General features: G+C 51.4%; 19 protein-coding genes. 16 read left to right on the forward strand and 3 right to left on the reverse strand.

The window, feature by feature from the left end; genetic code table 11:
* Positions 1-113 precede the first annotated feature (113 nt).
* The 12 genes from P8Z34_00845 (at position 114) to P8Z34_00900 (ending at position 13,681) form a co-directional block, all read left to right on the forward strand.
* Positions 114-479, forward strand: coding sequence for a hypothetical protein (locus P8Z34_00845; protein MEJ2549209.1), 366 nt, complete (start codon positions 114-116; stop codon positions 477-479).
* A gap of 150 nt (positions 480-629) precedes the next feature.
* A complete protein-coding gene (locus P8Z34_00850; GenBank protein MEJ2549210.1) occupies positions 630-2,057 on the forward strand; it encodes a response regulator in 1,428 nt (475 codons plus the stop codon).
* A gap of 199 nt (positions 2,058-2,256) precedes the next feature.
* Positions 2,257-3,699, forward strand: coding sequence for a hypothetical protein (locus P8Z34_00855; protein MEJ2549211.1), 1,443 nt, complete (start codon positions 2,257-2,259; stop codon positions 3,697-3,699).
* A 55-nt stretch (positions 3,700-3,754) separates the two neighbouring features.
* Positions 3,755-5,356, forward strand: coding sequence for an ABC transporter substrate-binding protein (locus P8Z34_00860; GenBank protein MEJ2549212.1), 1,602 nt, complete (start codon positions 3,755-3,757; stop codon positions 5,354-5,356).
* Between the two features lie 48 nt (positions 5,357-5,404).
* Positions 5,405-7,051 (forward strand): VWA domain-containing protein, encoded by a 1,647-nt coding sequence (locus P8Z34_00865; protein MEJ2549213.1) that lies wholly within the window; start codon positions 5,405-5,407, stop codon positions 7,049-7,051.
* 169 nt (positions 7,052-7,220) lie between these two features.
* Positions 7,221-7,898, forward strand: coding sequence for a PspA/IM30 family protein (locus P8Z34_00870; GenBank protein MEJ2549214.1), 678 nt, complete (start codon positions 7,221-7,223; stop codon positions 7,896-7,898).
* Positions 7,899-7,952: 54 nt separating this feature from the next.
* Positions 7,953-8,774 (forward strand): hypothetical protein, encoded by an 822-nt coding sequence (locus tag P8Z34_00875; protein MEJ2549215.1) that lies wholly within the window; start codon positions 7,953-7,955, stop codon positions 8,772-8,774.
* Between the two features lie 430 nt (positions 8,775-9,204).
* A complete protein-coding gene (locus P8Z34_00880; protein ID MEJ2549216.1) occupies positions 9,205-10,152 on the forward strand; it encodes a tyrosine-type recombinase/integrase in 948 nt (315 codons plus the stop codon).
* Positions 10,153-10,326: 174 nt separating this feature from the next.
* Entirely contained in the window at positions 10,327-11,295 is a 969-nt protein-coding gene (locus P8Z34_00885) for an Ig-like domain-containing protein (protein ID MEJ2549217.1), read from the forward strand.
* Between the two features lie 10 nt (positions 11,296-11,305).
* Positions 11,306-12,157, forward strand: a complete 852-nt coding sequence (locus P8Z34_00890) for an AAA family ATPase (GenBank protein ID MEJ2549218.1) — start codon at positions 11,306-11,308, stop codon at positions 12,155-12,157.
* Between the two features lie 248 nt (positions 12,158-12,405).
* Complete coding sequence (locus P8Z34_00895) at positions 12,406-13,146, forward strand: hypothetical protein (GenBank protein ID MEJ2549219.1); 741 nt, start codon at positions 12,406-12,408, stop codon at positions 13,144-13,146.
* A 31-nt stretch (positions 13,147-13,177) separates the two neighbouring features.
* Positions 13,178-13,681, forward strand: coding sequence for a GTP-binding protein (locus P8Z34_00900; GenBank protein ID MEJ2549220.1), 504 nt, complete (start codon positions 13,178-13,180; stop codon positions 13,679-13,681).
* A gap of 94 nt (positions 13,682-13,775) precedes the next feature.
* Here the strand turns inward: P8Z34_00900 and hflX are convergent, their stop codons facing one another.
* The 3 genes from hflX to trmFO all read right to left on the reverse strand — a co-directional run bounded on the left by hflX (position 13,776) and on the right by trmFO (position 17,241).
* Positions 13,776-14,597: a GTPase HflX gene (hflX, locus tag P8Z34_00905; GenBank protein MEJ2549221.1), complete on the reverse strand. Its 822-nt coding sequence runs from the start codon at positions 14,595-14,597 to the stop codon at positions 13,776-13,778.
* Between the two features lie 489 nt (positions 14,598-15,086).
* The gene (locus P8Z34_00910; protein MEJ2549222.1) at positions 15,087-15,968 is read right to left on the reverse strand and encodes a M20/M25/M40 family metallo-hydrolase; all 882 of its coding nucleotides are present in this window, start codon (positions 15,966-15,968) and stop codon (positions 15,087-15,089) included.
* A 58-nt stretch (positions 15,969-16,026) separates the two neighbouring features.
* Positions 16,027-17,241: a methylenetetrahydrofolate--tRNA-(uracil(54)-C(5))-methyltransferase (FADH(2)-oxidizing) TrmFO gene (gene trmFO / locus P8Z34_00915; protein MEJ2549223.1), complete on the reverse strand. Its 1,215-nt coding sequence runs from the start codon at positions 17,239-17,241 to the stop codon at positions 16,027-16,029.
* A gap of 96 nt (positions 17,242-17,337) precedes the next feature.
* On the opposite strand from trmFO, the gene P8Z34_00920 reads away from it, so the two are divergent.
* The 4 genes from P8Z34_00920 (at position 17,338) to P8Z34_00935 (ending at position 22,336) form a co-directional block, all read left to right on the forward strand.
* Positions 17,338-18,753 carry a hypothetical protein gene (locus P8Z34_00920; GenBank protein ID MEJ2549224.1) on the forward strand — a complete coding sequence of 472 codons (1,416 nt, stop codon included), beginning with the start codon at positions 17,338-17,340 and terminating at the stop codon, positions 18,751-18,753.
* Between the two features lie 117 nt (positions 18,754-18,870).
* Complete coding sequence (locus tag P8Z34_00925) at positions 18,871-20,745, forward strand: ATP-binding protein (GenBank protein MEJ2549225.1); 1,875 nt, start codon at positions 18,871-18,873, stop codon at positions 20,743-20,745.
* Positions 20,742-21,929 carry a sigma-54 dependent transcriptional regulator gene (locus P8Z34_00930; GenBank protein ID MEJ2549226.1) on the forward strand — a complete coding sequence of 396 codons (1,188 nt, stop codon included), beginning with the start codon at positions 20,742-20,744 and terminating at the stop codon, positions 21,927-21,929. The genes P8Z34_00925 and P8Z34_00930 overlap by 4 nt, the downstream gene beginning before the upstream one ends.
* Before the next feature lie 71 nt (positions 21,930-22,000).
* On the forward strand, positions 22,001-22,336 hold the full coding sequence (locus P8Z34_00935; protein MEJ2549227.1) for a hypothetical protein: 336 nt from the start codon (positions 22,001-22,003) through the stop codon (positions 22,334-22,336).
* The last annotated feature ends 10 nt before the right edge of the window (positions 22,337-22,346 follow it).

Here is a 22,346-nt window from a genome sequence, read left to right on the forward strand (position 1 = left end):
TGGCCAAGCGATCACTTTTGTTTCGACTATAATTGCATGCAGCAGAATATTACCGAGGGAGACCTTTGTCACGCATCATACGGACCGAGAGCCCAGCTCGAACCAGAGAGAAAATGCTGCAATTTCTAGCAAGTGCATTTTATTTTTATCGCAATGAAGAAACCAGTAAAACGCAGCAAAAAGACATTTGCGCCTTCGCGTTGCAAACTCTGAAAGCACTGGCAGCGTCGATCGATCAATCAGCCAGAGCGTGGGAAAACCGCGATTATTGGGTAAAGGCGGATCGGTTGAGAAGTGATTGGGAATGGACAACCAGTGCATACAATGAATTACTTACCGCACTCCGTACGGATAATATCTCCAGTGCACTAAATCTTCTCGAAAATATTTCTGTACATTTCGAATCCGTGACCTTGCCCAGAAATAAGTCCAGCCGCAGCCTCTGGAAAGGCGCCTGGGTAAAATGGAAAAATCCGTAGCAGCTATTCCCCGTTTACGCCCTTCAATAAGCACCCTGGGCGGCTAGAACAAACGCGACTTCAAGGCCCACTTGCGCGGATAGAATGTCAGCGCAATAATTTGAACACCGTGATTCTTGTATCAAAAATGAGCTCACTTAGGCCTGCTCGATGACCGCAGTTGCAGAACAAAATAGAATCAGCCATCCTCGCACCTCGATATTGGTGGTCGATGAAGATACGAAATTTCTCGATCGAATTGCTGGCTGCCTGAAAGAATCCGGTTACGTCGTTTGGAAGTCCAATAAGGGGAACGATGCTCTTAAGCTGCTTCCTAAAGCACAACCGAAATTAATCCTTGCTTCATCGACTCTGGCAGATCTTGAGGGCATTCTTTTCTACAAGGCAGTCAAAGAAGCCATCGGTGATCAGTCGGATTTTCTCTTCCTGGCATCTCAAGAATGCCTGGATGATCCCACCATCCGACAGACGATGACGCTCGAAGGCTTCCTCACGAAGCCATTTTCAAACCAAACCCTGCTTGCAACAGTGAAAGCCCGTATGCAGTCATCGCAAAGTCCAAAAACGGCCCAGCAAACCGATGAAAGAACCAAAACCTGGTTGCTGGTTGTGGAAGACGATGTGGCAATGTTGATTGCGTTACGTGACATTCTCGAAGGCGCCGGTTATCAGGTGAGTACGGCGACGAACGGTAAAGAAGCCCTGGACCGCTTCCGTGAACTGAACCCCGCGCTGATTCTTTCCGATATCTCAATGCCCATCATGGATGGCATCGAGCTTTTTGCAGCCATCCGTCAGGTGCCCGGAGGGAAAGCAGTCCCCTTTATCTTCCTGACAGCACGCGGCACCAGGCAAGATGTTTTTGCCGGAATGTCCCTTGGTGCCGATGATTACATAACAAAACCCGTTACCAGCCAAGAACTCATATCGGCAGTTAAGGCACGCCTGACACGCGCGAATGAACTCTTGTTGGCCCAACTGAAAATCGCCTACAAATCTAGTCTCCTTGCCCTTGCCAATGCGATAGAGGCCCGCGATCAATACACTCATGATCACGTATTGCGAACCAATGCATATGCGCAGGCAATGGCACTAGAATTGGGCTGGAGTGAATCGAAACGAGAGATTCTGGAATATGGTGCTATTCTGCACGATATCGGTAAACTCGAAGTCCCCATTACAATTTTGCAAAAAGATCAAAAACTCTCATCCGACGAGTGGGAGAAAATGAGTCAACACCCAGTAGTAGGTGGGCATATGATCGAAGGCATCGATTATTTGGCTCAAGCCGTCCCAATTATCCGCCATCATCACGAACGATGGGATGGGCAAGGTTATCCGGATGGCCTCAAAGGAGATGAGATTCCAATCGGTGCCCGATTACTTGCTGTCGTAGACTCATTTGAGGCATTGACCACCGACCGGCCCTACCGAAAAGCAATTACTCCGGAAGAGGCATGCGAGGAAATCATCAGTCATTCCGGATCAAAATATGACCCCGCCATGGTCGCAGTTTTTAAGAGATGTTGGGACAACGGGATTATTCTCGAAATTTTGCACAACTCGACCGGCGCATAGAACGAAGACACGTAAGTTAATCCGAGACGGGTTCGTCAGCTTTTAACTCGAAAGTCAGCTTCAAGGCTGATTATGTTCAGCGGCACAGAATGAGAAACGCTACAATTCTCTGCAGTACTTCAGCTAGTGGCTTATATTCAACTCCAGATATAGGTTTAGCTTTCCTACAAGTGGTCTGGAGGTGAATGGACGGGAAAACATGAAACATGCTGTCGTTGGTTGGGAATCGACAACCCCAATACCGGATCAATCTCTGAGTAGGTATCTCATCGCGCGTAATGGGCGCCTGTTTTATGAAGACTTGGATCTAGCAGCGCTTTTCGAGGAAAAAGGTCGGTCGCTCAACCTCGAACGAGAACTCCACAGCCCGCTAGAAATCGTGTATCTTCCAATGATCCGCCGGCAAATCCACAACATGCAGGATATTTTTTCCCGGGCAATCGAAGATGTGAGGTACGCCGGCAAATTCCGATACGCATATGCATCTAAAGCAAACGCAGCGGAAGAAGTAATACGGACGACACTGAATGCCGGTGCGCAACACGAAATATCGTCCTTGATGGATATTGAAATTCTGCGTGTTATGCAGAAGCGTGGATTCCTCGATCCGCAAACCATGATTCTATGTAACGGATTCAAGCCTCCGAATTCGTCTTACGCAGACCAGATCGTGCAGTTCAAACGCGAACACGATCCTGTCATACCGGTGGTTGAAGATATTCCTGAATTATCATCGCTAATCGAATCTCATCTTCCTTTCGAAATTGGATTGCGTCAAAAAAGCTACGGCCTGCATAGAGATTTGTCTGAGATGGATAGTTCAAATTCCCGATTCGGCATGAACGTCCATGATATTTTTGAAGCCGCAGAGATCGCACACGATGCATCCAACATCAATCTGAAGCTCTACCACGCCATGGTAGGAAGCCAAATCGTTGACATTGATAATTTCGTAGAGCGGCTTCGTCCTCCTATAGAGATATTCGCCCGATTACGTCAAAAATATCCCGAACTTTCCATATTCGATTTCGGTGGCGGAGTGCCCGTGGCGATGACACTTGACTTTGAATGTGATTATCTGGCTTTCGCTGTTAACTTACTCTCAACGATCAAAGACATATGTGATAAATACAGTGTGGATGTTCCAGATATTATCGGCGAATTCGGCCGTTATACAGTCACGGAGCACGGGGCGCATCTCTTCAAAATCATCAGCGTGAAAGATAACGGTTCTAAGTATCCCTGGTACATCATCGATGGTTCGATCATGTCGTCCTTTCCCGACAGTTGGGCCCTGGGAGAACATTTCACGGTCTTGCCGCTGAACCATTTAGATCGACCATTCCAGCGTGTTCAATTGGGCGGTTTAACTTGTGACAGCGATGATATTTATCCACCTCACAAGAGCAAATCGCCGTTATTTCTTCCTGTCGATGCCGGTGATTTATATATCGGCTTTTTCGGAATTGGAGCGTACCAGGAGATGCTCGGAGGAGCGGGAGGCAGCAAGCATTGCGTTATACCCGAAGCAGATGAATTGATCATCGATCGAGATAAAGATGGGAAGTATAAGTTCGATTTGATTGCGGGGCAAGGACCTCGCGCCGTTCTCGGCAACCTCGGATATCGGCCGCGGGTATAACGAAGTTGACCTAATGGAACAAACCAGGAATAGATGAGGGCAGCAGATGAGAAGCATGGATCGAACGAGAATCATATTTATTGCCATCGTAGGACTGGCGCTTGCGATTGTTGTTTGTGGGTTTCTTTATAACAGGATCTCGGATCTGCTAACGTCAGGTGGTGAAACGCCGTCACCCTCTATTGGCGAGTCCGTACCCATCGATTTAAGCTCACCGGATCCGATATTCGGACCGAATTATAAAGCCAGCGATGGCTTACCCACTTACATCTGCGGCGCCGACGCGTTTGGCAGCTATTTCACCTTACAGCAAATGCAGATGTCGGGTAAGGACGTCGAACACGGGTTCCACCTTGGTATTATCCCCTTCCTTCTGGATGAGGATCCACGCTACGAAATTTCTGAAGAACAACGTACTGCACTTCTAGATCAAGGTGAGTGGGATTGCCTTCTGACCACCCTCGACTCCGTCGCGCTGACCAGCCCTGGTGCAATCACCGCCATTGTGGATGAGAGCGCAGGCGCAGATCAACTATGGGCGCGCGATATTCAAACCATCAACGATCTGGATGATAAACGAATTACTTTCTCCAGAGGGAGCGTTGGGGAATACTTTGTATACTATACCCTCTCGATTGCCAGGCTCAATCCCCGCTTTGATGTCACACTCGTTCCAGAGAATAGTGTTGCGGATGCCGTAGAAGCTTTTAACGCCGGCCAAGCCGATGCCGTTTCAGGATGGGAACCGGACATATACGAAGCGGAATCTAGCGGCGGCATCCCTCTGTTGAGTTCCGCGCAGTTACGTATCGTCATGGACGTCATCGTGACTTCACGTCAATCCATCGAAGCCAAAGCGAATACAGTGCAAGCATTCCATGACGCATGGTTTGATACACTCAAAACACAGGTGGAAGACTTCGAAGCTGCCGCCAGTCAGATCGCAGATTGGGGTCACAATGACTGGAGCTACGTTTATCCTGAAAGCGCGGAAGATGATCTTGTATTGTGGCTGGAGAACGTCGCCCAAGCCGACTTGAGCGACAACATACTTGTCATGCGTGATCCGGATCCAATCATCGACAGGCTTGAAACAGCTCGAAGAGTCTGGGCAGCATCCGGATTGGAAGTTCCTGCCGATGACGTCCAAGACCTGTTTAATCCGGGTTTCGTCTCGCGTTCCGCCGCCCAAGCCAATTTACAGGCCAATGGCGATCCGGTCAACAACAGCTTTTCAATATCCTCACAAATCGATCTGTCTGGGATCAGCACGGATGATGCTGCTACGCTCGCCGTACTCCCGTGCCGGCGTTTCGCGTTCTTGCCCGAATCGACAGAGTTGACCCTCGAATCACGCAGAATACTGGACGAATGCGTTCTGCCGACGTTATCTCAAAGCGTCGGGCTCCTTCTCCAGGTGAAAGGTTCGTCGGCTTGGCCGGGGCCGTCCGGACAGTACACCAAAGATGAAATTTCAGAATTCGCAATAGCGCGTGCACAATCTGTCGTTGATTACCTTGTCTCGCAGGGCATCGACCCGGCTCGATTCATCGTCGAAGGAATCTTGCCGCCTCGTGATCACTGGGAGACGGAGGATCCCGAGATTCAAGCCGAAGACCGCTACGTCGAAATGAGCCTGATCACGGTGGGTCGGTGAGAGTAAGCCATGGAAAACACGATTAACAAGTCCCGGAGGCCAGGCAAGGTGAAAAACGCCGCTCGAATCGTCATCCCTATCTTGACGCTTCTCATTTCAAGCATAGCTTGTGATCTCACAGGTTCAAGTGGTCCAGAGAAGAACGCCGTCCTTCTAGACCTCGTCGCAAATAGTAACCTGCATGCATGGCTCGAGACCGCCGTGGACAATTTCAACGACGCGGATTTTGAGACTGCCGACGGCCTGCCGATCTATGTTGAATACCAGATCGTCGAAGCGGGTCAATCCGTCGTGAATATGACCTCCGGCGGCGGAATTCCAGCGCTTTGGATCCCTGACGACCCGGTGTGGGGAGAAATCTTGGCCGATCAAGGGGTAGGTGTTTTTGCCGACGATTGTGACAGCGTAGTAGAAAGCCCTCTGGTGATTGCTATGTGGCGACCGATTGCCGAAGCTTTGGGCTGGCCGGGGCGTGAGTTGGGTTGGCTGGATGTCGGCAGTCTTGCAGCCGATCCCAGCGCCTGGGATTATTACAGCGGCGGTCAGTATGGGGACAGTCTGAGACTTGGCCACACCCATCCAGGATTATCCGCATCTGGGACGGGCACGCTGCTCTCACTCGTTCAAGCAGCTCAATCAAAGACGGAGGCCGTACAACCCGAAGAGATACAACTGCCGATCGTGCAGGCTTCTGTCGGCGCGTTCGAGGCTGCGGTATCGTGGTTCAGCAGCAGCACGGAGGGATTGGCTCAGACGATGCGATCTCGCGGAATCGATTTCCTTGGAGCGGCGATCGTCTACGAAAGCACGGTTTATGAATATGGTTCGGGCAATGTGGATATTGTTCCCATCTATCCACTTGAAGGAACGTTTATCGCCACCAATCCGGCATGCATTAATTCGTCACTCTCTGTTGAGCGGATGCAAGCAGCGGAGATTTTTCGTAATTATTTACTCGGCGAAGAAGGTCAACAATTGGCACTCGAGCATGGGCTGCGTGAGGTATCGGGAGAATCACCAACGACGTTCTTGAGCAATCAAGATGGATTCGACGTCCATCAACCGGCTCGCGTATTCGATGCGCCTAGTGTTGATTCCGTTTATGCCGCACAAGATTTATGGCAATCTGCTCGTAAGGACGTCAATCTAGCGATGTTGATCGACATTTCCGGCAGTATGCGCGGTAATAAGATCGCCAGCGTCCAGGATGCAGCCGTACGCTTCGTCGAGCAAATGGGGGACGATGATTACATTTCCATTATCGCATTTGCAAACGAGACGTTCGTCCTCGTCGAATATCAACAAGTAGGAGAAGGACGAACTGCGGCAATCGACGCAATTCGTAATTTAGAAGCTGGCGGAAATACGCCTCTGTACGACGCTCTGGGTGTTGGTGCAGCGTTGATCGACAGACATTCCTCTTCTCAATACAGCAATGCGTTGGTCGTTCTGACGGACGGCATGGACACGGGAAGTACGCGCTACGACTTTGATCGACGCCTTTTCGACCTCGTCACTGCAAACGGCACAACGGTTTTTGCCATCGCATACGGAAACGACGCGGATGAGGATCTTTTAGAGGAATTAGCGCTGCAAACGAATGGCAACTTTTACATCGGTGATGAAGCGAGCCTCATTTTGATTTACGAGGAGATGTCCGCCGCATTCGGCGGCAACGTTGGAGTGGGGAGGTAGCCCCTTATTGGCCAACCTGCCGCATGAGGATATAAACGTGGGAGCCCGCGATAGAAAAGTAGAACCAAGGAGGGTGGTATATCGGCCGTAGAAAGAATATTCGTACGGATGTGAGAAACGAAACTGCCAATTCACACTGGCAATATGCTATGAAAAAGGAGAATGTAGAATGGCATCCCTATTAGAAAAAGTATCAACGCTAATTTCAGCCAACCTCCACGCACTCGTGGACCAGGCTCTCTCGACCAACAGCATGGCGGTAATCGATCAGTACATCCGCCAGGTCGAGAATCACCTGGAGGACCTGGAAGATGCTGCCGCGACGGTTGGGGGCGAAGCGAAGTCGATCAGTCGTAAGCTCGAAGACTTGCGGTTAAAATCTGAAGAATTGGATAAGGCCGTTGATGCATTTCTGCAAGAAGGAAATGATGCGGCTGCCACCGCAGCGCAAAGTCGACTGAACAGTACGGAACGTCTGATCGAGACGTTCCAGGAACAGCTCGCCCGGCAGGAGACCGAGTATCAGAAGCTTCTCGATGCGAAGGTGAAACTCGAAGCTCGTCTGTCTACAATGAAGACACAGCGCACTGAACTCCAAGCCCTGCTCGAACTGGCGAAGAGCAAAGAGACGATGGTCAAAGCCATGAAGAGTCTGGATGACCTCATGGGTGTTGGCGACAGCGACATCAGTCGTCTCGCAGAAAGCATCCAGAAGGGACTTGACAAGGCGACGACCGTCACCGAACTGCGTTCGACGTCACTTGATGAGCAGATCGATTCCATCCTCGACAAGGGCAAGATCGATGCTCAACTCGCAGAACGCAAGAAAAAGTTGAAGATCGAGTAAGATCATTCGGACTACCCAGGCTGCCCTGGGTAGTCCGAATCATTCAAAATCATCATGAACATCTTTCGTCCAGAACTGCCTGAAGAGGCACGTTCAACCATCGTACAATACGCATTTTTCCGCTGGGAAAATGCAATCGTGATCGCAGGAACGATCTTGCTCATCGCGTTGATGCCCCAGCCATTCCCCTGGTGGCCCTGGTGGGGCTGGTTGCTGCTTGGGTTGATAGGCGTAATTTCGATCTTGTTCTCGAGTATCACCAACGAAGAGTTCAATGCGCGTATGCTGTTGAAAATCTTTCAGAGACAGTTCGATTTGAAACGCATAAAGGATCCACAGCTGCACAATAAACTTACCTCAGCCCTCGAGTATCAACGCAGGATATTCACGAAAACGCGTTTTCCAGAGACCAGTGTGATGAAAGAACGTGCGGATGGAACTAACAATCAACTGAACGATTGGATCCGCAATATGTACCGGTTGGCGATCCGGCTGGATACATATCGGCGCGACAAACTCATGCGCCAGGATCTCGATCAGATCGTAGAAACGATCGATAAACTCAAGGATCAGCGCAAGCGTGAAACCAGCGCTCCGCTCAGAAAGCAATTGGAAGACGTCATCGAAAGCAAGGAGAAGCAGCTCGAGACGATGCAAGCGCTGGAAAACCGCATGAAGCAGGCCGAGTTATCGCTTGAGCAAAGCCTTACGGCGCTAGCTACTGTTGATAGCCAGGTCCAATTGATCGACGCCGAGGATATCCAAAGCGGTCGCTCGATCCGTTTGCGGGAAGACATACAGGAACAGGTCTTGCGATTGGACGATTTGGTGAGCAGCATCAACCAGGTGTACGACTATCACTCTCGCGCCTTGTGATCGTGCGGTATTTTTACCGACCACACAAATACCCGGTTCAGTAATGTGAACCGGGTATTTTTACATGTAATGAATATTCAGAGGTAACGAATAGAACATATGTACTGTTCTCGTGATTTGTGTGGATACTTTCTCAACAGTTAAGGTTGCATCAAGGGTATGCGGGGAAGGGCATACAAAGTGACATGTTTCATGATACTTCTCTTCAAGATTGCCGTTTACGTGACTGAGCACATAACGAGAATACCGACCAGATGAACGACCGCCGGAGCAGGGCAGCTTGACATCGCCATGATAGATGCTAAAATGCTTATGGTTATGATAAGTATCATTAGCATAAACATAGATAAGGTAGCAATATTTTCGATATCCCTTCTTTCAAGGTACTATAATGACTTCAAAATCCATTCTTGAAGCAATGGAAACTTACTTGGAAGGCGTATCCCTTTCTCGCAGCCCCAACACAGCACGCACGTATCGTAACGCGCTGGCTGCTTTCGCAGTCACGCTTGAGAGTATAGGAGTGGATATCGAAACCCAATCCGCATCGATTTCTTCGGAAGATTGGATCGCCGATTTTGCTACTGACCTGAAGAATTACGCCCCGGCAAGCGAACGGCTTTATCTAACCGCCGTTACAGGATGGTTCGAATATTTGGCCGCAGAACGTTTGGCTGAAATCAACTTACCCAGACTCCGCCTGATTATTCGCCGGCGGGCGCGAAGGCCCGGCAAGCGGCTGCCCCAATTTCCCCGTTCCGAAATCGAGGAAATCATCGATCACGCCGATCATCTCAGAGCCGCAGCGCACGAGGACGAACGCGAACGTTTACGAAATTTGCGGGATCGGGCCTTCATCCTCACTCTGGCCGATACGGGGCTGCGCGTTCACGAAATATGTAAGCTGCGCCGGGGCGACATCGATTGGAATGAGGGCCGCGCTGTCTTGATCGGAAAAGGAGATCGAGAGGCCGTAGTCCGATTTTCCAGCCGATCGTTGACCGCACTAAAGGACTATCTAGCCGTACGCGGCAAACTCGACGGTCAGACAGGAAAGCCCCTGCATTCTCTACCGTTGTTTGCTCGACACGATCTCGGCGCAGGAAATCGGATCCTACCCATATCGACGACCACTGGTCGTGCAATAGTGCATCAGCGTGCACGCGAATCGCTTGGTCCGGATTCCGACGGCGCGATCACGCCCCATTCCTTTCGGCACTACTTCGTCACAACCGTTCTACGCGCATCTGGCGGGAATCTCAAACTCGCACAAGAACTAGCCCGGCATCGCAATATCGCCGTCACCCAGCGTTACGCGCACCTTTCGGATGACGAATTGGATCGGGGCTATCACGATATATTCGATCGCAGACGATAGGAGTTAGGAGCGTGAAATAACGGCTATACGCAGTCCTGTGCACTGTCTCGTCAAAAACTGTATTTTCCTTTTTGGATGAATTTACACAAAGGTTGCGTATTTTTACGTCTTTACTATAGTGAGGAATAATCTCACGCAAGGAAACCAGAGGAGACTGAAAGCATCCATACAGCAATGGACGAAACGGATGCCGGAAAAATGCTGCGTTATTTGTTGATCGTTGGTGTGGTCTTTTTGGCCTTTGTTGGACTCGCCAGCGTCGTTTGGGGCGACGCGACGGATCGCTACGTTCCCGAAACCGGTCACGTTATCGACGCGCATTTCGTTGCGTTCTATGATAAACATGGTGGCAAACAAATCCTCGGCGATCCGATTACGGATGCCTTCACAGATCCCAAGACGGGACTGCTGATCCAATATTTCGAGAATGCACGTTTGGAACTCATCACGGGTGAAAAAACAGAATGGGCCGTTCAACTTGCCCCTCTGGCCCAGATGATTTTCGGGTGGGACCAATCATCGGAGGACGAACTATCGCAATCCGTTCCTGGCTGCCGATTCTTCCCGGAAGCGCGGTTTTCGGTCTGTCACGCCTTTCTTGAATTTTTCGAACAGCATGGCGGAGTTGAAGTATTTGGACTTCCGATCTCAAGCAACCGTGTCGAAGAAGGTAATCTCGTTCAATTATTCCAAAGATTCCGCCTCGAGTGGGTTTCAGACGATTCTTCCGACCATGCGATTCTCATCTCACCACTGGGCAGAATCCATTTCGGGCTCGCAGGCTACGACTCCAAACTGCTCCAGCCAACATCATCCAATACGAACGTTTCGGGAAATAAAGAAGAACTCCACATCGAGACTTCATTATCCACTCCCCTACTGGAAGCAGGTGCAACACAAGTTGTATATGTCACCGTTCGTGACGACGACCTCAACCCGCTTGAAGGAGCGTCTACGCTTTTGACCGTGCACTTTCAATCGGGCCCACAGTACATCCTGTTACCCGTAACAGACGAGAACGGCGTGACGTTCACACATCTGACTGCGGATGAATATTCTACGAACAGCGAGGTTCTTTTGGAGTTTCTCGTACAGTACGAGGACACGACCTCGATCGCACGCGATTCTTTCCTCATACGCTGATGGAAACATGATGGCAAACCTGAGTACGATCGCAATATTAAATCAAAGAAAAGGGGTCGGTAAAACGACAACTACATTATCCTTGGGCATGAAACTCGCCGAACAGGGATATCGTATTCTTCTTGTCGATTTGGATCCTCAAGCATCGCTCAGCGCCGTTTGCGGCGTTAGCGATAGCGAGAAAGGTACGCTGGCGTCCGTTTTTGGTGGTTCCCTGCCCGGAAAAGTTGGTTTGCAGGACATACTACGCGATATTCTGCCGGACTATTGCTGCTATTTGGCCCCGGCAGATCTAGCCCTGGCTCAATCCGAGTTGGGTTTGATATTCCGTATCGGGCGCGAACATGTATTAAAAGCAGCTCTCGATTCCATCTCAATGGACTTCGATGTCGCGTTATTGGATTGCCCACCGAGTTTGGGCATGATGACGCTCAACGCGCTCAACGCAGCCGATACCGTTCTCATCCCCGTTAGACCAGAACTCAATCACCTGCGGGGAATTTGCTTGCTCGGTACTGTGATCGAGCGAGTAAAAAGGGAACTAAATCCTCATCTCAGCATCCTCGGCGTCGTCGTAACCTATTACAATCACACACTCTCGCATCATCAGAAAGCAGTCCGCGCTATACAAGCCGCAGGACTTCCACTCCTTCCTGTTGGTATCCAAGAGAGTAAAGCCGCGTCTGAGAACAGCAGTCCGGATCTGGACCCGGCCATCAGTGTCTCCGGAGATTCACAAGCGATGAGCCACCTGGCCGATCATGTATCGAGATGGATTAGCCGACACGAAAGCAAAATAAGCAGCATAGAACGGAAATCCGAATTCGATCTAGAACCGATTGACAAAGATACCTCAAAATAGGACGACGAAGCCGACGTCATTCCAGGCTACATCTACAAGTGAGCAAATCGCAACTCAACGTGCGACGGTGGACTTGCCAGGTCGGGCCGCATGTACCATAATGGCCACTAGACAAAGCGCGTTTATAAGTGTAAAGTACCAAATGCTTTATCAACGCTGTACGTGTAAAATATCTAGCACGCGTCATCCTGGTAGTTCAAATCGATAAATAGAGGTTTTATTCAGTTATGTTCGATAGGCTACGTCACTTGCTCCGTTCAGAAGGAAGCGCCGAAGATGCCAATGATTCGAGCCAACGACAAGCGAATCCACCTACGGGCACTCCTTCAGTAAATACCGACCATTCTCCGAAGAACGTCGTAGACCAGGCCGAAGAACAACAAACGTCCGAGGACCCTGAGGAGAATGCACAGGTCTATATCGAGCGGGTGCGCAAGAAAATGAGTAAGCTGGCGGAGGAATTTGCCACCGGCATGATCAATCGCGAACAATTCCAGGAACTCTTCGATCACTATCAAAAAGAGATGCGGACGATCGAGACCTGGCTGGACACATGGCCCGGTTCTGACGCCTGGCGAAAAGCCAGGACGGAAGGTAAAAGCGTTGCAATCCGCAGACGGCATCAAGCCCGTGTGATTGGTTACGCTATTTACAAGAACGACTCGGGCATGCCGATCGCCACGATTGGAGAGTTCGAACTCGACGCTGCCTTGATCGTCCCAATGCTGTCGTCCTACCGCTCCGCAACACGCGAAATTTTTGGAGCTGGGATGCGCTCGACACAGATCGAGAACGGCAACTGGTTGTGCTTCGTTCCCGGCGAGTTGACGACGCTGATGACACTTTACACAACCGAACCTTCCGCCAATCAATTATCGAAGCTCGACGATCTACATAGACTGTTCGAAAGAGCGAATCGGAACTTCCTCAACGAGGACGTGGTGGACGCGTCAAATCTTGCACTGCCACACAAATCACTCCTAAAATGACTGAAACTGGATTGTAGAAGGTCCGCCCATCATGGAAAAGCTACCGGTATTAAAGGTTGTGATTGCTGGCGACGAAAACGTGGGAAAGACTTCTTTAGTGCGTCGCTACTGTGAAGGGAAATTCGACGAATCACGCGTGGCAACCATTGGTGTCGATTTTCAAACCCAAACTTGCCATTTACCCACTGGCGATGTGAAACTTTCAATCTGGGACATGGCCGGGCAGGAAAGATTCCGCTTCTTCCGCCAGGATTTCTACCGGGGAGCGTTGGCCACGGCACTCGTGTATGATGTAACTTTACCGGAGAGCCTGGCCAATCTCGAGACTTGGGCCAAGGACGTCCTCGAAGTGGTACCTACCCAAAAATTCATCGTTGTAGGTAACAAGATCGACATGGATAATGCAGTAGATGCTTCCATTGCGCAGCAATTTGCCGTGCAGCATACCGCGACGCATATCTACACCAGCGCGAAAACCGGCGCCGGCGTCGAAGATCTTTTCACCTCACTCGCCACATTGGCGGTAAATAAATAATTTCGCTCATTGACCATCATTGATGCCTAAAGGCTGCATTACCACGCAGCCTTCTTATTTATTTGTACTTGGAATACTCGTAATACCGGGATTTTCAGTCTTGATTTCTGTTCATCAGATAGATCTGATATTGCGGTAGATATTTCTGGGGTAAACGGCCCGAAAGTATGACGGTCTCCGTGCGATTTTCTTGATGTTCAACACGGCCGAGTTGATGAAAGAGGCTGATTAATCTGCCCGAACGATAAGGTATCTCGACACAGATCTCTGCCAGTTGCTCATTCAGTTCGATTTCGATCGCGGATAGAAGCGATGTTATACCATCTCCACGCAGCGCAGAGATTGGTACTGCTCTTTCGAATTCATCGATGAATTCGTGAACGCTTTCTGGATTTGGTAATCGATCGATTTTGTTCAATGCGGTGAAGCGTGGGATATCCTTATCGACGATCTCATCGAGAGTCGCTCGGACCGCTTCTGCTTGCGCAAGCGCATTGGGATGCGTGACGTCGACGACGTGCAGAAGCAAATCTGAATCGCCAATTTCTTCCAAGGTTGCCCGGAATGCCGCCACGAGCGTCGTGGGCAGTTTTTGGATGAACCCTACGGTATCCGTGAAGAGCACTTCGTTGCCACCGGGCAGCTCGACCCTACGGGTCGTCGGATCGAGAGTGGCAAAGAGTTTATCCGCAACGAGCACGTTGGCATTCGAGAGTTGATTGAGTAGCGTCGATTTACCGGCATTGGTGTAACCCACCAACGCAACCGTTGGGATTGCTGCACGTCTTCGCTGTTCGCGGTGCCGTCCTCGATGTTCCCGGACCTTCTCCAACTGACTTCGTAGATTGGCAATCCTTCTGCCGATCTCCCGGCGATCCACTTCCAGCTGGGTCTCGCCCGGGCCTCGCAAGCCCACGCCCCCGACCGATCCCCAGCTCCACCTGCAGTGCTCCTTCGCGAGTTATTGCATGCTGCGCGAATATATCCAGGATAAGAGCTGTACGGTCGAGGACGCGCACTTCATCTCCGAAGATTTTCTCCAATTCCCGCTGGTGACGCGGGGATAACTCCTCGTCGAATATCACGACGTCTGCAACGGTGTTCTCGATTAGATCCTTGATCTCTGCGATTTTTCCGGATCCGACCAGCGTTTTGGGGTTCGGCCGCGAAATGTGTTGGGAAGCCGTACCGACGACTGAAAGGCCCGCCGTATCCGCGAGGAGCTTCAGTTCTTCTAGGGAATCTTTAAGCGACAGCAGACTATGCTGGCCGTCGAGTTCGACGCCAACAAGAAAGGCGCGTTCCTGGGGTAGTTCAATATTCTGTGGTTTTTTAGACATATACTAATTATACATCCATGGTACCCATGGATGCTTTCCTACGTGTCATGACGCAATGTACTCATTTATTGCTTTTCAGCGGTTCTTTCCAGCCACAATTGAAGCGTTCTCCCCACTTGTTCGAGGCTTGAGGCGGATATTTTGTCGATTGTATCGTGTGCAGTATGCCAGAACGGATAATCGAAATCGATGATGTCGACTGCGGGTATGCCTGCGTGGATAAACGGGATGTGATCATCGATAATCGAATATCGTTCTTCTGCGATGAAGGATGGATATCCAAGATCCGCGGCGATTTCCCAGATCTCCTGCGCCAAATCGTCGTCGGAATTACGCTCGTAATAAAACTGCAGGTCTTCGTCCCCCACCATGTCGACGATCACGACGGCCTCGGGTGTTGAGGTCAAGTGCTCGACGAAGTAAGTCGAACCTACGATCCAATCCCACCCATCGATGTTGCCGCTGTCCTCGCCATCGAAGAACACCAGCCAAATGGGCTGTCGAAATTCGTCTTCATCCAGCACGCTGGCCAGCTCGAGGAGAACGGCGACACCGGAAGCGCCATCGTTTGCACCGGGCACGGGTTGAAGAGGATGCGATAGATCTCTATCCGCTTGTGGCCTCGTATCATAATGAGCACCGATAACGACAGGCCCTGGCGCAGCTTGAACGTTCGATTTGCCGATGATGTTCCTCAATTGAACGCCACGGTACTCGAACTCCTGAATTGTGCTTATCCAGCCTTCGGCTTCGAGTTCCGCCGCGATCCAATCACCTGTCTCAAGATGCCCGAGTGTGCCAGGAATTCGACTCCCGAAATCGAGCTGCGTACTGGCCAATTGGAGTGCTTCGTCTCCTGAGAAACGTCTCTCCTCGTTCCGATTGCCGCACCCTGCGTTGACGATGGTCCCTATAAAAAGAACGCCAACCAGCAAAATATTTCGCATAGCCTTGCTATATTTCATTGATATGAAAACGTAATGAATCATTTTCATTACTATATGGCTATGCGCAATTATTTTTCTCAAAATAATCCACCAGGTCTTTTCTCGATCTTTCGGCGTACGCTTTTGCTCGGTCACGACGATTACGGCGTACCCCGTCGTTCATCTTGGGCAATAAACCCAGGTTTGCCTTCATGGGTTGAAAATCTGAAGAGGATGCGCTGGTGATATAGTGACACAACGCACCCAGCATCGTCGTGTGAGGCAGAACGAGGGGATCGCATCCCCTGGCAAACCTGCTTGCGTTTATGCCCGCCAGCAGGCCTGTGGCAATATTTCCCATGTAACCTTCCACGCCCGTGATCTGCCCCGCAAGCAGTAGATCGTCGCGTGATTTGAATTGCAGCGTTTCGCGTATCACCTCCGGAGCGTTGATGAACGTATTCCGGTGCATCTGTCCGTAACGTATAAACCTGGCATTTTGCAGCCCGGGAACAAGACGGAATACTCTTCGCTGTTCGGCGTAAGTTAGATTGGTTTGAAATCCAACCAAATTATAGAGACTTCCCATCAGATTATCCCGGCGAAGCTGTACGGCTTTTACGCCCTGCCGAATAACTTCCTCGAATTCCCGCAGTGGAATCCGATCGGCGGATCGCAGCGCGTTCACAAAGATCTCGTATTCATCCTCATCAAGAGGACAATTGATGTAATCACCCTCTTCCAACTCTCCTCGTCCGTAGCGAGAGGCGGAATACGCGAGCGACATATCCACGCTCTCCGCTTCGACGATGGGGGCAAGCGCATCGAAGAAATAAAGATGGTCATCACCGGTCAAGCGCTTCAAGGCTTCCGATAATCGCGGTGAAGTTAGAGGCCCGGTCGTGATGATCGTCAATCCATCCGGGATGTCGATAACTTCCTCACGTACCACCCGGATTTGAGGATGATCTCGGATTTTCTGTGTTACGGCTCTTGCGAAACCGTCTCGATCCACTGCCAGCGCCCCACCCGCCGGGACGGAAAAGCGTTCCGCACAGCCGATCAATAATGAACCCAGATGCTTGATTTCGTTAAGAAGGATACCCGTGGCGCGATCCGGCAGCTTGGAGCCCAACGAATTCGAACACACGAGTTCGGCCAACGAATCCGTACGATGCGCACCGGTTTCCACAGACGGACGCATTTCGTACAAAGTTACCCGCAAGCCGCTTTCCGCCGCTTGCCATGCTGCTTCACTTCCTGCTAAACCGCCGCCAACTATAGTTAATTCCATGCGGAGATTTTATCATGCAAGAACAGTGGCACGTTACTTGCAACGTTGTTGCGCACACGAAACGTCCGATGTATACTCTCACACTTGAGGCGAGTTATGTTTCAAATCCAAGATCAATCCCAGCGCCCGCTTACGACGGCCCACCTGGCCCAAACCATGAGCCTGCTGCTTCTTTCGAATCAGGAGTTGAAGGATAAAGTGATCTCCGAGCTTGCGGAGAATCCCGCGCTCGAACTCGTCGAAGAAAACGTCTGCCCCCAATGTAAGAAACGCCTGCGGCAGCCCGGACCTTGCCCCGTATGCAGCCGCAAGGCTGATGGGGACGAACCGATCGTTTTCTTATCACCACGTGTTTCACAGAATACAAACCGCGGAACTCGACGTCACGATGATTTCGATCCCATGGACCGGGAAATCGTTGCCCCCGAAAGCCTGGCGACGTTCGTCCTCGAACAATTGGCTGCGGACCTGGAACCTGAAGATCGAAAGTTGGCGCTGTACATCCTGGCCAGCCTCGACGATGACGGTTTTCTACAAGATCCGCCCGTCATCATCGCCCGTATGACGCGTGCGCCGATTTCGCAAGTGAACCGCGTCTTGCAGTTGATTTCGCGCGTAGATCCACCAGGATTGGCGACGAGTGGACCGCAGCAGGCCCTTCAAGTGCAGCTCGATCTGCTGCCAAACGGGGGCCAGAAGCGCGAAATTGCGAAGCAATTGCTGCAAGACCACTTCGCAGAATTGGGGCGCCGGGAATTCGAGAAAATCGCCTCCCATCTGGACATCAGCGCGAATCGTGTACGTCAGGCGGCCGAGTTCATCCACGACAATCTCAGCCCCTATCCCGCAAGATCGTCATGGGGTTCCGGCAGGCAGCCGCAGCCGGAAAACCCCGAGGTGTACCATTCACCTGATATCTCTATCACACATAGTACGTCGGATGACGATGACTCTCTCGTCGTTGAAATCTTTGCGCCTGTCACGGGTTGGCTGCGCGTCAATCCCCTTTTCAAAAAATACCAGGAACGCCAAGACGGCGATCTTTCCGAGGAATGGAAGGAGCATATCGAACGCGCCAGTTTGTTCGTGAAATGCTTGCAGCAACGTAACAACACGGTCTGCCAGGTCATGGAAAATCTCGTTGCGCAGCAACGTGAATACATACTCAAAGGGGATCGTTATCTGCGTCCGATGACGCGTGCGGAGCTGGCCGATAAGATCGGCGTTCACGAATCGACCATATCGCGCGCGGTGGCGCAAAAGGCTGTTGCATTTCCAGACGGACGCATTCTCCCACTCTCCCGATTCTTCGATCGCAGTTTGTCGGTTCGGGATCGCATCAAGGAGATTGTTAAAAACGAGAAACGTCCGCTCACGGATGAACAAATCGCCAAGAAACTACACAAGGAAGGGATCAAAATTGCCCGTCGTACGGTCGCAAAGTACCGTTCGATCGAGGGGATACTGCCGGCTCGTCTGCGGCATCGCGACTCGAAGGGCAATCATCGATAGGGTTATAACTTGCCAACGGATTCGTCGTCTCTAAATCCCATTGCCCGATTCTTCAAACCTGTTCCTTTTCACGAATTCTTTCGAATCCTCGCAGATACACTCGATGCAGCCGTTTTAGTGATATCGGAAGATGGTTCCCGCATCTATGCCTGGAATCATGTATTCATTTTACTCTCGGGCTACGCGAGTACGGACCTGGATACGTTAACACCATCCGAATTGTTCCCAGACGAAGCGGGTGAAAAAGCGCTCGGCAAATTACTCGATAGTTGGGAGCAGCACGATGTTCTACTCGAGGATGTGCCTCTGCACACGCACGAGGGCGCCATCGAACTCGTCGATATCCAGCCTTATCCCGTCAGTCCTTCACGATCTGCGCTGCTTCTGATCCTGACTCGTTCGAGCCATCGAAAGCGAGTCACAGAACACCGACGCGCACAAGCCGGACGGTTGAAGTATTTTACAGAAATCTCCAGTTTACTGCTCGAAGGGGGTCCTTCCGCCTTCCCCGCCGCCTTAGAAATTGGAAAAGAAGCGCTCAACGCATCCTCGATCAACCTCTATCGTGTGTCCGCAACCAGTCCGGGTTATATTTTGAATAACGCGCAAGGACTCGAATTTCCAAAATCACTGGCGGCCACCGATTTGAGTCAGCTACAGGCCAATAACACCTGGACCATCGGCCAGCGTCCCGATCACCTACTCCACAAAGCCGCCCGTGCTGCCGGATTGGTCGCCCTGCACTGCTCGCTTCTCGGTACACCAACGGCGTGGATCGGTTTACTCGTCGCCGGCTGGAAAGAGCAAGAAGCCGTTCCGCCCGATACGAATTCCGTCATGTCTGTGATCGCCAATCTCTGCCATGCCGCGATCCTATCCGGAATACAACGAGGCGCTCTCGCGGAAGCGGAGCAGAACGTCAACCGTCTCGAAGAGGAAATAGCCAATTACTTCGAATCCTTTCAAGATACACTAATCACACTCGACGAAAATCTACACGTGTTGAAAGCCAATTCCGCAATTCATCGCTCACTCGGCTATCAACCCGAAGAAATCGTCGGCCTGCCCATCCAGGATGTCCTCGTGGGACCGGAAGACATCTCTGCGACACTTCTCGACGCCCTCGGCCACCAACGTCTTGCGGAACAATCACGCGTTCAGCTGCACCGCCGTGACGGAACTCGTCTGCCGTTCCATCTGCGCGTCGTACCATCGACGAGCGAACTGTCATCCAGCCTGTTCCTCATTCTCAAAGATCAATCCGAGCAGCAGGCCATCGAGGATCAGACCGAAACGCTTTCGCAACGGGCCTTACTTGGCGAGTTGATGGCCATATTCGCCCATGAAGTACGCAACCCGATCAACAACATCAGCACCGGCGTCCAGCTTGTTGCGTCTCGACTTGGAGAAGACCACCCTTCATACAAATCCCTCCAACGGGTTCAAAAGGAATGCAACCGTCTGGATCAATTGATGAGTGACGTGCTCTTCTTTTCGAGGCCTCTGGAACTCAAAATCGAGCCGATCGATTTGAGCGAGTTGATGAACCGGATACTCGCGCGCTGGTCTCCCAGATTGTCACAGTCCGACGTTTCTCACCACACGACGTTTTCTAAGGACGCGTCGAAGGCATTGGCGGACGTGAGAACGCTCGAACAGGTCATCGTCAATCTGATCACCAATGCGCTCGAAGCCATGCCCGAAGGCGGGACCATCTCCATCGCGGTATCGATGAATCAATCCGTGCAAGGAGACATGGTCGAGTTGAAGATTGCCGACACCGGTCCCGGAATTCCCCCGGACGTGATCAACCGCATTTATGATCCTTTCTTCACCACCAAAAAAGAAGGTACGGGCCTGGGATTAGCAATAAGCCGCAGGATTGTGACTGCCCACAAAGGAAGTCTTCACGTGGAAAGCTTCCCGGACGCGGGCACAGTCTTTACAATATCACTGCCGGCCGCAAAACCATCCGCAGGAGAAAATGCATGAGTGGAACGGTTCTAATTGTCGACGACGAAGACACCGCAAGATCGTTCGTTTCCGAAGCGCTCGGCGACGCGGGTTATGAGGCGATCGAGGCCGGCGATCTAAAATCTGCGAACAAGGCCATCGATACGGGCGCCGCGGACATCGTACTCTTGGACGTCGTTCTGCCGGATGGGTCGGGCATATCCCTGCTCGATCGCATCAGCATGGAAAATCCCAGCCCGCCGGTGATCTTGATCACCGCTTTCGGTGAGGTGGACACCGCCGTCGAAGCGATGAAGAAGGGAGCGCAGGATTTTCTCCAGAAACCCCTGGATCTGAACCGCTTGCTCCAGGCCGTCGAACGGGCGCAAGAAGTGGTCTTGCTGCGCCGGGAACTCGATCTTTTACGGCGCTCGTCGGGCGAACAAGCCGAATGGGTGATCGGAGAAACGTCCGAGATGAAGCGCATCGTCAGCGAGGCGCAGCGCGCCGCTGCGGCCTCCGCATCCGTGTTGATCACCGGAGAGACCGGAACCGGCAAGGAAGTGCTTGCTCGAGCGATTTACAGCATGAGTCCCCGCGCGGATAAGGCGTTCATTCCCATCAACTGCGCCGCGCTGCCCGACACGATGATCGAATCCGAACTTTTCGGGCACGAAGCAGGCGCATTCACAGGCGCGCAGAAACGGAAGCCCGGGCTGATCGAGATCGCAGACGGGGGTATTTTGTTCCTGGATGAAATCTCGTCGACCAAGCCCGAAATGCAGGCGAAGTTGTTGCGCGTGCTGGACGAGCACCGCTTTCGCCGCGTCGGCGGTGTGACCGAGATTGATGTCGACATCCAAATCCTGGCGGCTTCCAACCGTGATTTGAAGGCCATGATTGCGGAAGGTGCATTTCGGGAGGATCTTTACTACCGGCTCAAGGTGGTCGATCTGCATCTACCCCCACTCAAAGATCGCATCGTCGACATTCCCGCCCTGGCCGGTACGTTCATACGCCAGATTAACTTGCGAACGGGAAACAACATTACCGGCATAACTTCCCGTGCGATCGATGCGCTCAAAGCACACTCTTGGCCCGGCAATATTCGCGAACTCCGGCACGTCATCGAACGAGCGATGCTGTTTTGTGACGACGAAGAAATCGACCTCGCACACTTGCCTCCGGATATTCAGGTTTCGTCCAAGAGCAAGAAAAAGTAAAAACGCCCAAACCCATACTGGCACATTCCTTGCAACATTCACCTTCAGAATTCTAGATTCTGGAGGCGAACATGATTCCGCTTTCTTATAAAGATCTGCAAATCATCATCGCAGCGGGAGTATTTCTGTTGGGCTGCTTGTCGGTCGTGATCGGCGTTTTGATCTTGCTTTCGAGAAGCTATTCCAAAGAATTGCAGACGATTGCAGCGCATACGGCTCGTTTAGGCCAAAAGGGCATGAGTCACGAGATCAGTGGATTGGTCCAGAGTGCGGCTGAGTTGACCTCGTCGATCAATCAACTGGTTCGTACCGCAAATGGGATCGGCGTATTCCTGATTTCACTGGGCATGATCATGATCGCGGCGTCCTACTGGCTGATTCAACAAATTGAATGGAACCTGGGCTGAGCCGAAACCC

Source organism: Anaerolineales bacterium, assembly GCA_037382465.1.
GTDB lineage: Bacteria > Chloroflexota > Anaerolineae > Anaerolineales > E44-bin32 > WVZH01.

Coding starts and splice junctions, on each gene's coding strand:
- P8Z34_00855 (MEJ2549211.1), top strand. CDS start 2,257: ATGAAACATGCTGTCGTTGGTTGGGAATCGACAACCCCAATACCGGAT.
- P8Z34_00875 (MEJ2549215.1), top strand. CDS start 7,953: ATGAACATCTTTCGTCCAGAACTGCCTGAAGAGGCACGTTCAACCATC.
- P8Z34_00845 (MEJ2549209.1), top strand. CDS start 114: ATGCTGCAATTTCTAGCAAGTGCATTTTATTTTTATCGCAATGAAGAA.
- P8Z34_00890 (MEJ2549218.1), top strand. CDS start 11,306: ATGGCAAACCTGAGTACGATCGCAATATTAAATCAAAGAAAAGGGGTC.
- P8Z34_00900 (MEJ2549220.1), top strand. CDS start 13,178: ATGGAAAAGCTACCGGTATTAAAGGTTGTGATTGCTGGCGACGAAAAC.
- P8Z34_00885 (MEJ2549217.1), top strand. CDS start 10,327: ATGGACGAAACGGATGCCGGAAAAATGCTGCGTTATTTGTTGATCGTT.
- P8Z34_00870 (MEJ2549214.1), top strand. CDS start 7,221: ATGGCATCCCTATTAGAAAAAGTATCAACGCTAATTTCAGCCAACCTC.
- P8Z34_00910 (MEJ2549222.1), bottom strand. CDS start 15,968: ATGCGAAATATTTTGCTGGTTGGCGTTCTTTTTATAGGGACCATCGTC.
- trmFO (MEJ2549223.1), bottom strand. CDS start 17,241: ATGGAATTAACTATAGTTGGCGGCGGTTTAGCAGGAAGTGAAGCAGCA.
- P8Z34_00920 (MEJ2549224.1), top strand. CDS start 17,338: ATGTTTCAAATCCAAGATCAATCCCAGCGCCCGCTTACGACGGCCCAC.
- P8Z34_00930 (MEJ2549226.1), top strand. CDS start 20,742: ATGAGTGGAACGGTTCTAATTGTCGACGACGAAGACACCGCAAGATCG.
- P8Z34_00935 (MEJ2549227.1), top strand. CDS start 22,001: ATGATTCCGCTTTCTTATAAAGATCTGCAAATCATCATCGCAGCGGGA.
- P8Z34_00860 (MEJ2549212.1), top strand. CDS start 3,755: ATGGATCGAACGAGAATCATATTTATTGCCATCGTAGGACTGGCGCTT.
- P8Z34_00850 (MEJ2549210.1), top strand. CDS start 630: ATGACCGCAGTTGCAGAACAAAATAGAATCAGCCATCCTCGCACCTCG.